Annotated in this window: 12 protein-coding genes and 2 tRNA genes; 13 read left to right on the forward strand and 1 reads right to left on the reverse strand. The window is 58.5% G+C overall.

Translation table 11 applies throughout. The features are described 5' to 3' along the window. The first annotated feature begins 211 nt into the window (after positions 1–211). The 3 genes from DWX25_RS03745 to DWX25_RS03755 all read left to right on the forward strand — a co-directional run bounded on the left by DWX25_RS03745 (position 212) and on the right by DWX25_RS03755 (position 3265). Positions 212–288, forward strand: a tRNA-Arg gene (locus DWX25_RS03745). Positions 289–640: 352 nt separating this feature from the next. Next, positions 641–3082, forward strand: coding sequence for a lipopolysaccharide assembly protein LapB (locus DWX25_RS03750; RefSeq protein ID WP_117799388.1), 2442 nt, complete (start codon positions 641–643; stop codon positions 3080–3082). A 92-nt stretch (positions 3083–3174) separates the two neighbouring features. Continuing rightward, a tRNA-Ser gene (locus tag DWX25_RS03755) sits at positions 3175–3265 on the forward strand. A gap of 132 nt (positions 3266–3397) precedes the next feature. Here DWX25_RS03755 and DWX25_RS03760 read toward each other — a convergent pair. Then, positions 3398–4738 carry a D-alanyl-D-alanine carboxypeptidase family protein gene (locus DWX25_RS03760; RefSeq protein WP_117763578.1) on the reverse strand — a complete coding sequence of 447 codons (1341 nt, stop codon included), beginning with the start codon at positions 4736–4738 and terminating at the stop codon, positions 3398–3400. Between the two features lie 197 nt (positions 4739–4935). Here DWX25_RS03760 and DWX25_RS03765 point away from each other — a divergent pair, with 197 nt between their 5' ends. From DWX25_RS03765 to htpG, 10 genes are all read left to right on the forward strand, one after another. Next, a complete protein-coding gene (locus DWX25_RS03765; protein ID WP_117743173.1) occupies positions 4936–5631 on the forward strand; it encodes a response regulator transcription factor in 696 nt (231 codons plus the stop codon). 25 nt (positions 5632–5656) lie between these two features. Beyond that, on the forward strand, positions 5657–6895 hold the full coding sequence (locus DWX25_RS03770; protein WP_117799386.1) for a sensor histidine kinase KdpD: 1239 nt from the start codon (positions 5657–5659) through the stop codon (positions 6893–6895). 103 nt (positions 6896–6998) lie between these two features. Then, positions 6999–7874 carry a phosphate ABC transporter ATP-binding protein PstB gene (pstB, locus tag DWX25_RS03775; RefSeq protein WP_117734741.1) on the forward strand — a complete coding sequence of 292 codons (876 nt, stop codon included), beginning with the start codon at positions 6999–7001 and terminating at the stop codon, positions 7872–7874. A 64-nt stretch (positions 7875–7938) separates the two neighbouring features. Further along, on the forward strand, positions 7939–8667 hold the full coding sequence (locus DWX25_RS03780; RefSeq protein WP_089572665.1) for a response regulator transcription factor: 729 nt from the start codon (positions 7939–7941) through the stop codon (positions 8665–8667). A 3-nt stretch (positions 8668–8670) separates the two neighbouring features. Continuing rightward, the gene (locus tag DWX25_RS03785) at positions 8671–10095 is read left to right on the forward strand and encodes a cell wall metabolism sensor histidine kinase WalK (protein ID WP_117799384.1); all 1425 of its coding nucleotides are present in this window, start codon (positions 8671–8673) and stop codon (positions 10093–10095) included. Between the two features lie 195 nt (positions 10096–10290). After that, positions 10291–10947: a YveK family protein gene (locus tag DWX25_RS03790; RefSeq protein ID WP_117734691.1), complete on the forward strand. Its 657-nt coding sequence runs from the start codon at positions 10291–10293 to the stop codon at positions 10945–10947. Between the two features lie 2 nt (positions 10948–10949). Next, positions 10950–11687 carry a CpsD/CapB family tyrosine-protein kinase gene (locus DWX25_RS03795; protein ID WP_035136836.1) on the forward strand — a complete coding sequence of 246 codons (738 nt, stop codon included), beginning with the start codon at positions 10950–10952 and terminating at the stop codon, positions 11685–11687. A 17-nt stretch (positions 11688–11704) separates the two neighbouring features. After that, positions 11705–12355, forward strand: coding sequence for a tyrosine-protein phosphatase (locus tag DWX25_RS03800; RefSeq protein WP_022094060.1), 651 nt, complete (start codon positions 11705–11707; stop codon positions 12353–12355). Positions 12356–12395: 40 nt separating this feature from the next. Beyond that, a complete protein-coding gene (locus tag DWX25_RS03805; RefSeq protein ID WP_117734689.1) occupies positions 12396–12899 on the forward strand; it encodes a GNAT family N-acetyltransferase in 504 nt (167 codons plus the stop codon). A gap of 202 nt (positions 12900–13101) precedes the next feature. Further along, positions 13102–15126, forward strand: a complete 2025-nt coding sequence (htpG, locus tag DWX25_RS03810) for a molecular chaperone HtpG (RefSeq protein WP_117734688.1) — start codon at positions 13102–13104, stop codon at positions 15124–15126. Positions 15127–15131: the final 5 nt, after the last annotated feature.

A 15131-nucleotide genomic window follows, 5' to 3' on the forward strand; every position in this document is an offset into this window, starting at 1 on the left:
CGAAGCCGGTGCGGATCCGCGCAGCGGATGCGCGGAATCCTATACGCCGCACCAATTGACTTTAAAGCTCCCGGCAACGGGAGCTTTTCTTATATCGCGATGCGTCGAAGATCGCATCAAGGGGTCAAAATGAGTAAAAATCAAATTCAATAACTTTTTTTGAAAAACGCTTGACGATTATTCAGTCCATGTGCATAATAATTAACAAGTCGCGGCGTTACCTCAGCTGGATAGAGGGTCTGACTACGAATCAGAACGTCATAGGTTCGAATCCTATACGCCGCACCATTTGAGATTAAAGCTCCCGGCAACGGGGGCTTTTCTTTTACGTAAACACCGCATGGATTCGAACCTCGGTCGAGGCTCGGGCGTAAAGAAAACGCGGAGCGTTTTTAGCCCGCGGGCGAGCACGCCGGCGGGCGGGCGAAGCCGGTGCGGATCCGCGCAGCGGATGCGCGGAATCCTATACGCCGCACCATTTGAGATTAAAGCTCCCGGCAACGGGGGCTTTTCTTTTGCGCCAGCTTGAGTGCTTTCGTCCAAAGGGACGATTTCCTGTCGACTCGTGTAAGATTCCGAGTAGATGTCGCGACTTATTCGCGACCACTCCTTCTCAAGCGACCGATCAGGGTGATATTTCGTGGCAGAGCGTCCGACATACAAGCTCAGGTTTCTCGATCCCAAGAAGCGCTTTCCGGCGATGCCCGAGCAGCCTGCGGGACGCTCATATGGCGTGGTCTGGAAACTCTTTGGCGAGGATCAACATGAATCTTGTTATGTCGTCGAATTCGTTGGCAAAAGTCATGTGTCGCTTTTGGGCTACGTAAGCGTTTCGGGTGAGGTGTACAAGGTGGACCGCCCCGTTAGCGAGGCTCCGCTGCCCAACGATCCCGACATGGAACTGGTCCTTGACGAGTCCGATTCCAGTATTGGCGAGATTATGGTGAGGGCGGCCAACGGCGCCATGCGCGCGTGCGCGCGAACTGCCGGATCTCCCGAAGGCCCCATGCGCGAGCAGTCCGACCGCGAGACGTGGAATTCGACCCGCGCTCTTCCTTACGGCGAGTTCATGGCCTCGATGTTCTTGCGCTACGTGATATTTGCCAACTCCGAAAGCGCTATTGCGAACACGGCGGGCGTCGACGGTCTCGATGATGACATGCAAAACGTTGTCGACAAGATCAAGCTCGTAAAGTTACCCGAGCCGGTCGAGGTGTTTTTGGGCTTTAACACGGCACCGCTCCCCGATGCTATCGAGACGCTGCTCTACCGCGTTGACCATACCGAGAATCCGAGTGGTATCGAGCGTTATGCCGCGGCCTTGATGAGCGAGGTCAATCTGCCACGTCTGCGCACCATCGCGGCAAAAACTGAAATGAGCCTAGCGCGCATCGACCGCTCAAAGCTTTTCTATCTCAATTTTGATCGCAGTCTTCTCGATCAGGCCGAGATCGATGCCCTGCTTGCCATCGAGTGCCGTCTCAACCGCCTCTCTGGCATCCTTGAGCGCATCGGGGCCGGATTAGGCCCCGTCGCGTCCTCGCCGAGCTTTGAGGGCTGTGCGCTTTTTGATTCGTGGCATATCGCCAAGACGACCAACGATGTCCCCCGTCTGCTCGATACGGCCTCAAGCGATAACCCGTGGGGCAAACCGGGTACGGTGGCTTGCCAGCCGGGCGGTGAGTGGGACGTTCGCACCCGCTTTGCACGTATCGTAGAAGCGCTCAACGTGGTCACACGGCTCGACTATACCTATCGAGTAAATGTTGCCGAGGGGATTATGCTCGTTCGGTTTGGGCGCTCTGTCGTGGATGCCATGCCGCAACGTGAATACGACGCTCAAGATGACGCCTGGCGCGAGCTGGAAGAGGACACGCGTGCGATCTGGGCTGCGGAGCACGATGCGCGCGTGGCGCTCACGCTTGCGGCGGCGTGTTTTGCCGCGGGCACCTGCATCACGCGCTGCTATGTGCAGATTGCTGCTCCCGACAGTGAGCAGGGCGAGCGCGTTGTCGCAACGTATTTCTTTGGGCGCGCGGCCTATCTGGCCGATTGCGTGCCTGTCGCCAAGGATCTTGAGAGCATGGACATGGACGATATGCCGTGCAAGCGTGTGCTTGAGGCCTATGAGTCAACTGCTCCGGAGACGATTGAACCTGCGGAGGTTCATGCTCGTCCGCGTGATGACCATCGCACGCTGCCGCCGGCGCTGCGCGATCTGCTGCTTGCCGATAAGGCTGACGAGTTGGAGGTCATGGAAGAGGACGATGACCCATACGTGGCCCGTGTTGTTGAATTGCGCGAGCAGGCAAAAGTCGACCGTACAGGTGCTTTTGAAGGTTTTTCCCGTCTTGTCGAGGAGTTGGAGGCTAAGTGCGCCGTCGCCGAGCTTTTGGCGACGGGTCCGGTTCAAACGCAGTTTTGTGATAACCAGCTGGTGCGCATGGTGCTACCGGTGTTGGAAGAAGACCGCTCTGTGCGAATCCTTCGTGCGCCCGATGCGCTGTACTTTGCCCAGCACGAGATCTGCAGCTTTTACGCCGAGCAAGAGGACTTTGAACGAGCACTGCCCGAGGTGCGCCATCTTTACGATCTGGCGCGCTCGTCCATGCAGTCTCACTTCGCGCTCATCAACGTGTTGGCACGTCTGGAGCGCTTTGACGAGATTATCGAGGTAGCGCGCCATGGCCTGCGCATTGCAAGCGACCGTACTTCAATCGGTTACCTGTTTTATCGCCTGGCGTTTGCCTATTGGAACTGCGACCAGCTCGAGCTCGCGTTGGCGTGCTACCGCCTGGTGCCGCGCGGCGAGGAGTCGGGCAGCAGCGCGCTGGAAGAAATGCAGGGCCTTATGAACGAGATGGGCGTCAGCGAGCCTCCGACGTTCGAGGAAGCGGTCGAGACCATCCGCAAGGCTGGACTCGAGCTGCCGCCAGTGTCCGCCGTGACGAATCAGCTTGCAGATGCCGCTGTGCAACTGGTCGACAACGGTTTCTTTTTCCTGGCACGCGGTTGTATCTTCCAAATGTGGCGCACCATGGGCAACGACGAGCTCGGCTCCCTCAACCGCTCGCTGGGGTAGGCGAAGCTTTCAAGGAGGAAAGGCTGCTAGGCAATTAGAAAATTTCCTCTTGCCCAACTTCGGCTGTTTGGTTACTATAGAACGGCTGTTACGGAGAGCTGACCGAGAGGCCGAAGGTGCTCGCCTGCTAAGCGAGTATGCCCCAAAAGGGCATCTGGGGTTCGAATCCCCAGCTCTCCGCCAGTATGAATTGAAAGAAGGGTCCCATTTGGGGCCCTTTTTTATTATCAAGAATGGCGGCTGGGGATTCGAACCCTCAAAAAAGGAGGCATCCTTTCGGATGCCTCCTTTTAATGAGCTTATTATTATTGCGTCCTACACCTCGGGCGCCTTGGCGACGGTCTCGCTTTCTGCCGTGAGTGGGCGGTTGTCGATGCGACGGCCCAGGCGGTCGAGCTTCACGAGTAGCCACTCAATGGGATTCGGCCCCGAGCCTTCCTCGTCGGCAACCAAATCCATGACGGCGATCTTGGTACCGTCCTGCTTGAGCGTAATGCTGCCCACCTTGTCGCCCACATGCACCGTGCCCGAAAGATCGTCGTAGCTAACCTTTTCGGTCACCTCGCCGGCAAGGGAAAACACGGTCGCTTGCGCCGTAGGATCGGCGAGTGTGGCGTCGATCGTCTTATCAGTCCAGTCGGTTTGACCAATGCGCGCCATAAGCGGGTTGCCGTTGGCGGTCTTTTCCTGCGTGTTGGCGATCGCGACCGTCACCTTGTGACCGTAGTACCAATTGGCAAGGGTTGCGGTATCGGTAAAGCGCTGGTCGGTGGTGGTGGAGTTCAAAACGACGGTGTAGATCTCGTCGCCATCGCGGTTGTAGGCACCCGTAAAGCAATAGCCTGCATCGTCGGTAGTGCCGGTCTTGCCACCGATGTTGCCATCTTGGCCCAGCAAATAGTTATGCGTGTCCATGGAATGCGAATGGTCGGTGCCGTCGGCGCCCGTGACCTCGATCCAGGAATCCTCGCTCGCTACGACCTCGCGGATCGTGTCGTTTTTCATGGCCTCCTGCATCATCAGCGCTACGTCGTGTGCGGTTGAGTGCATATCGCCAGCCCACTCATCAAAGTCCAGACCATGCGGGTTTTCAAAAAGCGTACCGGTGCAGCCGAGCTTCTTAGCGCGCTCGTTCATGGCCTTCACAAATGTGGCCTCGGCGTCTTTGGTCTTAGGGTCGATCTTCTTGCCCACATATTCGGCGAGCACGATGGCGGCGTCGTTGCCCGAGGGAATCATCAGGCCGCGCAGCGCCTGCTCCACGGTAAGCTCGTCGCCTTCGAGCAGGCCGGCAGTCGAGTTGCCTACGGTGGCGGCAGCGTTGCTCACCGTGACCTTCTCGTCCATCTTGCAGTTTTCGACGGTCAGGATTGCGGTCATGACCTTGGTGATCGAGGCAATCTTGACCTGCTCATCGGCGCCGCGTCCATAGTAGACGGTGCCGTCCTTGCCCATAACAAGGGCATTAGTTGCCTCGATATCGGGCAGGTTTTCTGTCGTGATGCCGCGGACGTCGGCGGTCTTGCCGCAGACGTCGTCGGTCGTGAGCACTTGGGCGCCGGCGACGGTGGGCACGCCAGCGGTAAGGGCGATGGCGCAGGCAAAGCCGGCGGCAAGCTGGGCGGAGCGTTTTGCAAAAGAGGTGAGGGACTTCACAGATTTCGCTTTCGACGGGATGGTCTCTTCTGGCACTAGAGTATATCGTTTGCCGGCGACGACGATCGTTGCGTGCGTGCGTGGCCCACATCCGCGCCCGAACGGGCACAAGGGTGCTTAAGGCCGACTTAATCACCCACGCTTGTTGTGTGTGACGGGCGCCCCCTCGGGCATAATGGAGCGCGAGAGGAGCACGCATGAACGAGCGCATTTTGGTAGTTGATGACGAGAAGGCCATCGCCGACCTAGTTGGCATCTACCTTACAAAAGAAGGCTTTGATGTCCAGATTGCCTACAGCGGGGCCGGTGCGGCCAAGGCGATTCTGGAGCAGGAGTTTGATTTGGCGCTGCTGGATGTCATGCTGCCCGATATCGATGGCTTTGAGCTGTTGCGTACGATTCGTTCCAGCCATACCTATCCCGTGATTATGCTGACGGCGCGCGATGCCCAGCAAGACAAGATCGAGGGGCTCTCGCTTGGCGCAGACGATTATGTGGTCAAGCCGTTCCGTCCGCTGGAGCTCATTGCACGCGTTCATGCTCAGCTTCGTCGTTATACCAGCTACGGCAGCCGCGCACAGGTGGCCGAGTCGCCGATCATCCAGCTCGACGGCCTCGAGATCAACCGCGACGCCCGCTCTGTGACGGTGGACGGTGCGTCGGTGCGCCTTACGCCCATCGAGTATTCCATCTTGCTGTATCTGGTCGAGCATCGTGGTAGCGTGGTGCCCGTTGAGGACCTGTTCCGCGCGGTGTGGAACGAGGACTTTATGCCCGGCTCCAACAATACGGTTATGGTGCACATTCGCCATCTGCGCGAAAAGATTGGCGACGATGCCCAGAAGCCGCGCTTTATAAAAAACGTCTGGGGCGTCGGCTACATAATCGAATAACGCCTTTGATGGTGGGGGAGTAGATATGACAAAAGACGATAGGCGGGCATTCGAGGTGCCCGATCGACTCTTTGAATACGTAAGGGCGGTCGTTGACAACCGTGCGTTAGCGACGGTGCTGCTCTTTTTGCTGAGTCTGCTGCTCATCGGCATTGACAATATCGTTGGCATCCTGGCAGTTCTACTCATTGGCATTTTGCTGATTGATCGATTCGAAATCGTTCGTCGCTGTGTGGTGATCGGCGGCGCCGCGTGGACAATTACGTTGGCGATCGGGTCCATGGCGCTTGGCGGTATTGGCGACCCCGTATTCTTTGACGCCGGCTTTGTGTTCAACATGCTTGGATTTGTGCTGGCGCTTGCCGTGTGCGTCCTGTTCTTCTGCGGACGCGCCCTGTACTACCAGGGTTACGAGCAGGGCGAGCTGCACGCAGACCGCGTGATTGCCGCCCGCATTCAGGACCGTCTGATCGATAACCCCGACACATGGGACAACATTGACGGCGACTTCCTCGAGGCCGAGGGTGCGCTCAACCGGGCGCGCGATTGCGAGCGCAGGGTTCAACAAGCCCTGCGTGACGAATCCCACCGCAAAGATGACCTGGTGACGTACCTGGCGCACGACCTGCGCACGCCGCTCGCCAGCGTGGTGGGCTACCTTTCGCTCTTGCAGGAGGCCCCCGATTTGCCGCTTGAGCAGCGCGCGCGTTTTACGGGCGTGGCAATCGACAAGGCCCACCGGCTCGATGCGCTCATCGAGGAGTTCTTCGACATCACGCGCTTTGATTTCCACGATATCGTGCTCACCCGCAGCTACGTCGATTTGGGGCTCTTACTGGCGCAGGTGGCCGACGAGTTCTATCCCATTCTCAGCGAACAGCATAAAGAAGCCCAGGTTGATATCTGCGAGGATCTGACGGTGCTCGTGGACGGCGACAAGATGGCTCGCGTATTCAACAACATCATGAAAAACGCTGTTGCCTATAGCTATGAAGGCTCGATGATCACGATTGAGGCCAGGCGTTTGGGTAACGGCGGCGTGCGCGTACGATTTATAAACCAGGGCGATCCGATCCCTGAGCCAAAGCTCAAGGTGATCTTTGAGAAGTTCTATCGCCTGGATGCGGCGCGTGCGACCAATCGCGGCGGCGCTGGGCTGGGTCTCGCCATCGCCAAGGAGATTGTATGCGCGCATGGCGGTACCATCGCGTGCGAATCGACGCCCGAGCATACCGTTTTTACCATCGAGCTGCCCGCCGCGTAGCGTAGGCGCCCTTACAAACACTTGACAATGCGCTCACGTGCGTATGAGCCGCGATTCCTACTATCGATACTGCTGGATTGATATCGATATGGAGGTATGCGGTATGACGGCTGCTGCGGCTGTGGAGCCCACGGAGCTTGAAGAACTCATGGAAGCGCGAGCCGAGGCTGCGCACGAGCGCGAAGTCGGAGACGCGACGCGCCCCACGGCGCAGGACCTTGCCGCCTCGCCGACGCGCATCGACGTCGAGGGCCTCGATTTGTTCTATGGCGACCACCGCGCACTCAAGGACGTGTCCATCAAGATCCGCGACAAGCAGATCACCTCGTTTATCGGTCCTTCGGGCTGCGGCAAGTCGACGCTGCTACGTTGCTTTAACCGCATGAACGACGGCATCAAGGACTGTCGCATCGAGGGCAAGATCGCGCTCGATGGCCAGGATATCCTGGGCGACTACGACATCTGCCGCCTGCGCCAGCGCGTGGGCATGGTGTTCCAGCGCCCTAACCCGTTTCCCATGAGTATTTACGACAACGTCGCGTACGGCCCCCGTGGCATGGGCGTGCGCGATCGCGCCGTGCTGGATGAGCTGGTCGAGGATTCTCTTCGTCGAGCCGCTCTGTGGGATGAGGTCAAGGACAAACTGAAGGAGTCGGGCCTGGGTCTTTCGGGCGGCCAGCAGCAGCGTTTGTGCATCGCCCGTGCACTGGCCGTGCAGCCCGACATTCTGCTGATGGACGAGCCGACCTCGGCGCTCGACCCCGTATCGACGCTGGTGGTGGAGCAGCTTGCCTGCGAGCTCAAGGAGACCTGCACGTTGGTGGTCGTTACGCACAATATGCAGCAGGCGGCGCGCATCTCCGACTCGGTCGCGTTTTTCTTGCTGGGCGAGCTGGTGGAGCACGCGCCCACCGCTCAGCTCTTCAAAAATCCGACCGACCCGCGCACAGCGGATTATTTGACGGGACGTTTTGGCTGATACCATCTCGTAAAGGTACCTTTAGGGTTAAGATGCGGTCATGTCGGCCGCAAAGGGGTTCAACATGATCTATTACGTCGAGGACGATGACAACATCAGGGATTTGACGGTCTATGCGCTGCGCAAGCAGGGGATCGAGGCCGAGGGCTTTTCGTGCGATGGCGAGTTTAAGGCTGCTGTGGCGCGACGGGTGCCCGATGCTGTCCTGCTCGACATCATGCTGCCCGATACCGATGGCCTGGCAATTATGCGTCGCCTGCGTGCCGACCGCCTGACGGCGACGGTGCCCATCATGATGCTTACCGCCAAGGACACCGAGCTCGACAAGGTGATGGCGCTCGATGGCGGTGCCGACGATTACCTGACTAAGCCGTTTTCGCTCATGGAGCTTGCGAGCCGTTGCCGCGCACTGCTGCGTCGCGGCGGCATGGTCAAGCAGGCGAGCGATGTGCTCAGTGTGGGCGACATCGTGCTCTCGCCCAGCCATCGCGAGGTGACCGTTGCCGGCGAGCCGCTTAAGCTTACCCTGCGCGAGTTCGACCTGCTTGAGTATCTCATGCGCAAGCCTGGCGTGGTCTTTACCCGCGAGTCGTTGCTGCAGAGCGTGTGGGGCTGGGACTTCGACGGCGGTTCGCGCACCGTTGACGTGCACGTGCAGACGCTTCGCCAAAAACTGGGCGAGCATGCCAGCGCCATCGAGACCGTGCGCGGCGTGGGCTACCGCTTGGCCGAGCCTTCTGCCGGTGATGGTGCCGAAGGTGACGACACCGCGGCCACCGCATCGGAGGAGTAACCCGTGGTCTTCGCCCCCCAGGGAAAACAAACGCTGTCGCACCGCGTTTTTGTGACGATCTTTGTCTGCGCCATGGCGGTTATCGTGGCGTTTACGGTGCTGGGTGCGTTTTTTTTGCAAAACACCTTGGCGGATGCCACGAGTGCCAATCTAGCGCAGGAAACCGAGCTCATTGCTGCCGCCCTCGACGAGCAGCAGGAGCCCATCCCGTTCTTGCGTAGCCTCGATCGCGAGGACTTGCGCATCACGCTGATTAACAAGGATGGATCGGTTGCCTACGACAACGAGGCATCGCCTTCCACACTGCCCAACCATGGCGATCGCCCCGAGGTCATCGAGGCCTTTGAGAGTGGTTTGGGTTCCGCGGAGCGCGCAAGCTCTACGCTCGACGAGATTATGCTGTATCGCGCCGTCGCCCTTGATAACGGCCAGGTTGTCCGCTTGGCGCAGGCCCAGCCTGGCGTTGCGGCGATTTTGCTGTCGATGGTGGCGCCGATGCTGCTTATCGCAGCAGCGGGTGCGGTACTCTCATTTTTCATGGCGCGCCGCGAGTCCCGTGCCATCATCGCGCCGTTGCAAGAGGTGGATTTGGACCACCCGCGCCGTAGCTATGAGCACGCCTATGCCGAGATGGTCCCCATGCTTGAGCGTATCGAGTCGCAGCGCCAGGAACTCAAGCGCCAAATGGCGGTGCTAGCGGACAACGACCGTATGCGCCGCGAATTCACGGCGAATATCACCCATGAGCTCAAGACGCCGCTTACGGCGATTTCGGGCTATGCCGAGCTCATCGCAAACGGCATGGTTGAGGGCGAGGATGACCTGCGCAACTTTGGCGGTCGCATCTATCGTGAGGCGGGCCGCTTGGCAGCGCTTGTCAACGATATCCTTACGCTGTCTAACTTGGACGAGGCCGAGCGTGCAACTGAGGGCGAGGCGGTGCCCATTGGGTCCACGGAGCCTATTGAGCTCTCGCGTGCCATCTACACGGTTGAGCAGCGTCTTGAACAGGTCGCCCGTCAGGCGAATGTGACGATAAGTCATGAGACCAAGCCTGTGGTCATCGAAGGCGTGTCGCGCTTGATTGACGAGCTCATCTACAATCTGGCAAGCAACGCCATCCGCTACAATCGACCCGGCGGTACGGTTACGCTGCAGTGCGGCACCAACGACGAAGGCCATCCGTTCCTCGCGGTCGCCGACACGGGAATCGGTATCGCGCCTGAAGAACAGGGCAAGGTATTTGAGCGGTTCTATCGCGTGGACAAGAGTAGGTCCAAGGCACGCGGCGGAACCGGTCTGGGGCTTGCCATTGTCAAGCATGCGGCCCTGTATCATCACGCCACGATCGATCTATCGAGCGAGTTGGGCGTGGGAACCACCATTACGGTGATGTTTCCCATACAGCAGGACGAGCCATTCGCATAGCGATACAACATAGATAATGATGTAGACGCCGCATCGGACTTTCGGGTGCGGCGTTGTTGTGCAATTTTACGATTGTTTCCGTCATTTTTACAGGAGAGCCTGTTTCTTATGTATAGAGTTTGGTCTCGGTAAAAAGATGCGATAACATACGGACAGTTTTGTCAATCCGAACTGGGGAAATGAAAGGCAAGCTGCATGACCCTTCTCGAACTGTTCCAGCTGCTGAAGAAGCACCTCAAGCTGGTCATCACCCTTCCGGTGGTCTGCGCGATCGCCATGGGCATCGTGTCCTTCGCTGCGATGGACAACACCTACACCGCGACGACGAGCATGTACATTCTCGCCAAGACCGACGATAGCGGTCAGATGAGCTACAACGATCTCTCGGCGAGCCAGATGCTTTCCAACGATATCGCCACGCTGCTGGATAGCGATAGCGTTAAGAGCGGCGCCGCCAAAGAACTGGGCCTCACCGATCTGGATGACTACAAGGTGTCTGTTTCCTCCGAGACCACCACGCGTGTCATTACGCTTTCGGTTACCGGCACCGATGCCAAGGAGACGGCTGAGGTCGCAAAGGCCATGGCCAGCTCGGTGAGTACGGTCGCTCAGAACGTCGGCGCTGCCCAGAGCATCAACGTTATCGACGAGGCTAAGACCCCCGAAGCCCCCAGTGGCCCCAAGCGCGCGCTGTATATTGCCGTCGCGTTCCTCGCGGGCATCTTTATCGCAGTTGCCTATGTCGTTTTGGCAGACATGCTCAATACCCGCATCCGCGGCGCCGAAGAGGCAGAAGAGCTCCTGGGCATTCCCGTTGTTGGCCGAATTCCGGCTATGAAAGGTGGTAAATAGGCATGGCTAAGGCAAAGAACACCGATAAGCTCGTTGTACAGAATGCCGCCAAGACCCTTCTGGCCAACATCCGCTTTGCGAGCGTGGACGACCCCATTCGCACCATCACCGTTACCTCCTCGATTCCCAACGAGGGCAAGTCTACGGTTTCCATCAACCTTGCCCAGGCTATCGCCACCAGCGGCAAGAGCGTCCTGCTGGTCGAGGCTGATATGCGTCGCAGGTCCCTTGCCGATATGCTCGGCGTCCGCTCCCGCGGCGGACTCTATGCAGTCCTTTCCGAGCAGGTTTCTATTGACCAGGCGATTGTCGAGACGGGTCAGAAGAACTTCTACTTCCTCGATGCCGAGCCGCATATTCCCAATCCTGCCGACATCATCGTCTCTCACCGCTTTGCCAAGCTGGTAAAGGCACTGTCCGCCAAGTTCCAGTACGTCATCTTTGATGCTCCCCCGGTCGGCACCTTCATCGATGCTGCCGAGATCGCAAGTCTGACCGACGGTGCGCTTTTTGTCGTGCGTGAGGATTTCACCAAGCGCGAGGAGGCGCTCAACGCCATCGGTCAGCTTAAGAAGTCCGAGAAGGTCAAGCTCATCGGTACCGTTATGAACTACTGCGAGACCGAGACCAGCGAGTACTACTACTCCTACTACACCAAGGACGGTAAGAAGGTGAAGAAGGGCTCCGACGATCAGGGGACTTCCAAAAAGGGCATCTTCACCAACCGAGCAAACGTTTAGTTGATTAAGGCTGACCTATGCGTGACATTCATTGCCATATCTTGCCGGGTGTAGACGACGGCGCCGCCGATCTCGATGAGAGCTTGGCGATGCTCGAGGCTGCCAAGCGGGCCGGTGTAACCAGAATCGTTTGCACTCCTCACTGCCGTGATCCCTATTTTGATTACGACAAGATGTGGGATGCCTTTGAGCTGCTGCGTGATAACGCTGACGGTTTTCCGCTCCAGATGGGCTTCGAGGTCAACCATCGAAAGCTCGTTGAGCTTGGTATCGATGCCGCGGAGCACTTGCATTTCGATGGGACCAACGAGTTTCTGCTCGAGCTTTCGACGCATGCCGATGCGTATGCGTTTAGAGAGTACGAGAACACGATTTACGATTTGCAGTGCCGTGGCTACCAGGTGATCATCGCTCATCCTGAGCGCTATCGTGCGGTTCAAAAGGATGTAAGCGTGGCGGAGCGTCTGGTCGATATGGGCTGCAAGCTGCAGGCTTCGGCGGACTTTATTGCCGGCGGTCGCTTTGGTCGCGAGAAAAAGCCGGCCCAGCGCCTGTTCGATCAGAACCTGTACAGCTTCATCGCGAGCGATGCCCATAACGTGGGTCATTACGACTGCCTGGCGAAGGCTCGCGCGAAGTTTAGCGTGCGCGGAGCTCATTTTCGCTAAAATCTGTCCCTAACGTTCGTGCTGAATGAAGGGGGCTGTCATGGATATCCAACTTAAGACGGGATGCTTTGAGGACGCGGCGCTGGTGCGCCGTGTCGTTTTTATGGACGAGCAGGGCTACGAGAATGAGTTCGACGCTATCGACGAGGATCCGAACTGCATTCATGTGACGCTCTATGTAGACGGCGAGCTTGCCGGTTGCTCGCGCGTGTTTCCCGAAGAGCTTGAGCGCGCGACTGACGCAGAGGCTCCGGTGTCGCCGACGTGCGACTTGGACGAAGGCGCCGCGGCGGGGGAGACCTACATTATGGGGCGCGTGGCCGTGCTGCCGGCTATGCGTCGTCGTGGACTGGCGAGTGCGATCGTTGAGGCCAGTGGTGCGTGTGCACGCGATGCCGGCGCTAAGCTTATTAAGCTGCATGCGCAGGAATACGTGCTGCCGCTCTATGCCAAGGCGGGCTACACGCAAATTGCCCCGGTAGACTACGAAGACGAGGGCCAGCCCCATGCCTGGATGGCCAAACGGGTCGAGGGCGGCAGATAGGGACGTTCCTTTTCTGCCGGCAGTTGGGGACACTCCTTGGCAATTGGCGCATTGGAACGCTCGGACATACAGTTTTTCGATACCGTGTGTATATATGCGCGCTAATGGGTTATAAAATCTAAGTCTGAACATAGCAGGTCTGCGATGCGGCTCGGGCAACCGGGCCGTTTTTGCGGACGGGGGTAGCGCGAAAGGACTGCACATGCGTCAATTTAAGACCGAGAGCAAAAAACTGCTCGACCTCATGATCAACTCCATCTACACCAATAAGGAAATCTTCCTGCGCGAGCTTATCTCTAACGCGAGCGACGCCGTTGACAAGCTCAACTTTAAGAGCCTGCAGGATCCGAGCGTCAAGCTCGACCAGGGCGACTTGGCTATTCGCGTCTCCTTTGATAAAGATGCCCGCACCATTACCATCTCGGATAACGGCATTGGCATGACCGCCGAGGAGCTCGAGCGCAATCTGGGCACCATCGCCCATTCCGGCTCCGAGGAGTTTAAGACCGAGAACGCCGAGCAGCAGGGTTCGGATGTCGATATCATCGGTCAGTTTGGCGTGGGCTTCTACTCTGCCTTTATGGTTGCCAGCCATGTGAAGGTGGTCAGCCGCGCCTATGGCGAGGACACCGCTCACGTGTGGGAGTCTGATGGTCTTGAGGGTTACACCATCGAAGACGGCGAGCGCGCCGAGCACGGTACCGATGTCGTCCTGACGCTGCGCGAGAACGAGAAGCTCGACGCCGACGGCGAGGCCGAGACCTACGATCGCTTCCTGACCGAGTGGGGCCTCAAGAGCCTGATTCAGCAGTACAGCAACTATGTGCGTTACCCGATCCAGATGATGGTGTCCAAGAGCCGCCAGAAGCCCAAGCCCGAGGATGCTGGCGACGATTATAAGCCCGAGTACGAGGACTACCAGGAGCTCGAGACCGTCAACTCCATGACGCCGATCTGGAAAAAGCGCAGCTCCGACGTTGAGCAGAAGGATTACAACGAGTTCTACAAGTCCACGTTCCACGACTTTGACGATCCGGCACGCACTATCAGCTTCCATGCCGAGGGTACGCTCGAGTACGACGCCCTGCTGTTTGTGCCGGGCCGCGCCCCGTTCGATCTGTACAGCAAGGACTACGAGAAGGGCCTGGCGCTCTACAGCTCCAACGTGCTGATTATGGAGAAGTGCGACGACCTGCTGCCCGACTACTACAACTTTGTCCGTGGCGTTGTGGATTCTGCCGACGTGTCGCTCAACATCTCGCGTGAGACACTGCAGCAGAACCGTCAACTCAAGGCCATCGCCAAGCGTGTCGAGAAGAAGATCACCGCCGACCTTGAGGATATGCGCGACAACGACCGCGAGGCCTACGAGAAGTTCTTCGAAAACTTTGGCCGCGGTCTTAAGTACGGCATCTACTCGAGCTATGGCATGAAGGCCGATGAGCTCGCCGACCTGTTGCTGTTCTGGTCTGCCAAGGAACAGAAGATGATTACCCTGGCCGAGTATGCCAAGGGCATGCCCGAGGATCAGAAGGCCATCTACTACGCCGCCGGCGACTCGCGTGAGCGCTTGGCCAAGATGCCCGTGGTAAAGGGCGTGCTCGACCGCGGCTATGACGTGCTGCTGCTGACGCAGGATGTGGACGAGTTCACGTTCCAGGCCATGCGTGAGTACGTGGCGCGCGATATGCCCAAGATCTATGAGGACGATGCTGCTCGCGAGGCTGCCGAGAAGGCCGTTGCCGACGGTGCCGAGCCCGAGGTCGAGGATCGTCACCTGGAGCTCAAGAACGTCGCTACCGGCGATCTTGACTTGGCAACCGAGGATGAGAAGAAGGAGGCCGAGGACGCTACCAAGGAGAACGAGGACCTCTTTGGCGCTATGAAGGAGGCACTCGGCGACAAGGTCGAGAAGGTTGCCGTTTCTGCGCGCCTGACCGATGCCCCCGCGTGCATTACCACCGAGGGCCCGCTTTCGCTCGAGATGGAGAAGGTGCTCCAGAAGGGTCCCGAGGGCGCGCCCGACGGCATGCCCAAGAGCCAGCGCGTGCTCGAGCTCAACGCCAAGCACCCGGTCTTTGCCAAGCTCGTTGCTGCTCAGAAGGCAGGCGATGCCGACAAGATCAAGCAGTACTCCGGTCTGCTCTACGATCAGGCCCTGCTGGTCGAGGGCATTCTGCCCGAGGACCCCGTGGCCTTCGCCGCAGCTGTCTGCGACCTGATGTAACTTAG

It is taken from the genome of Collinsella sp. AF18-8LB (assembly GCF_003459795.1).
Classification (GTDB): domain Bacteria; phylum Actinomycetota; class Coriobacteriia; order Coriobacteriales; family Coriobacteriaceae; genus Collinsella.

Bases quoted from the DNA above. Each gene is read 5' to 3' on its own strand.
- DWX25_RS03765 (WP_117743173.1), top strand. From the start codon at position 4,936: ATGAACGAGCGCATTTTGGTAGTTGATGACGAGAAGGCCATCGCCGAC.
- DWX25_RS03770 (WP_117799386.1), top strand. From the start codon at position 5,657: ATGACAAAAGACGATAGGCGGGCATTCGAGGTGCCCGATCGACTCTTT.
- pstB (WP_117734741.1), top strand. From the start codon at position 6,999: ATGACGGCTGCTGCGGCTGTGGAGCCCACGGAGCTTGAAGAACTCATG.
- DWX25_RS03780 (WP_089572665.1), top strand. From the start codon at position 7,939: ATGATCTATTACGTCGAGGACGATGACAACATCAGGGATTTGACGGTC.
- DWX25_RS03790 (WP_117734691.1), top strand. From the start codon at position 10,291: ATGACCCTTCTCGAACTGTTCCAGCTGCTGAAGAAGCACCTCAAGCTG.
- DWX25_RS03795 (WP_035136836.1), top strand. From the start codon at position 10,950: ATGGCTAAGGCAAAGAACACCGATAAGCTCGTTGTACAGAATGCCGCC.
- DWX25_RS03800 (WP_022094060.1), top strand. From the start codon at position 11,705: ATGCGTGACATTCATTGCCATATCTTGCCGGGTGTAGACGACGGCGCC.
- DWX25_RS03805 (WP_117734689.1), top strand. From the start codon at position 12,396: ATGGATATCCAACTTAAGACGGGATGCTTTGAGGACGCGGCGCTGGTG.
- htpG (WP_117734688.1), top strand. From the start codon at position 13,102: ATGCGTCAATTTAAGACCGAGAGCAAAAAACTGCTCGACCTCATGATC.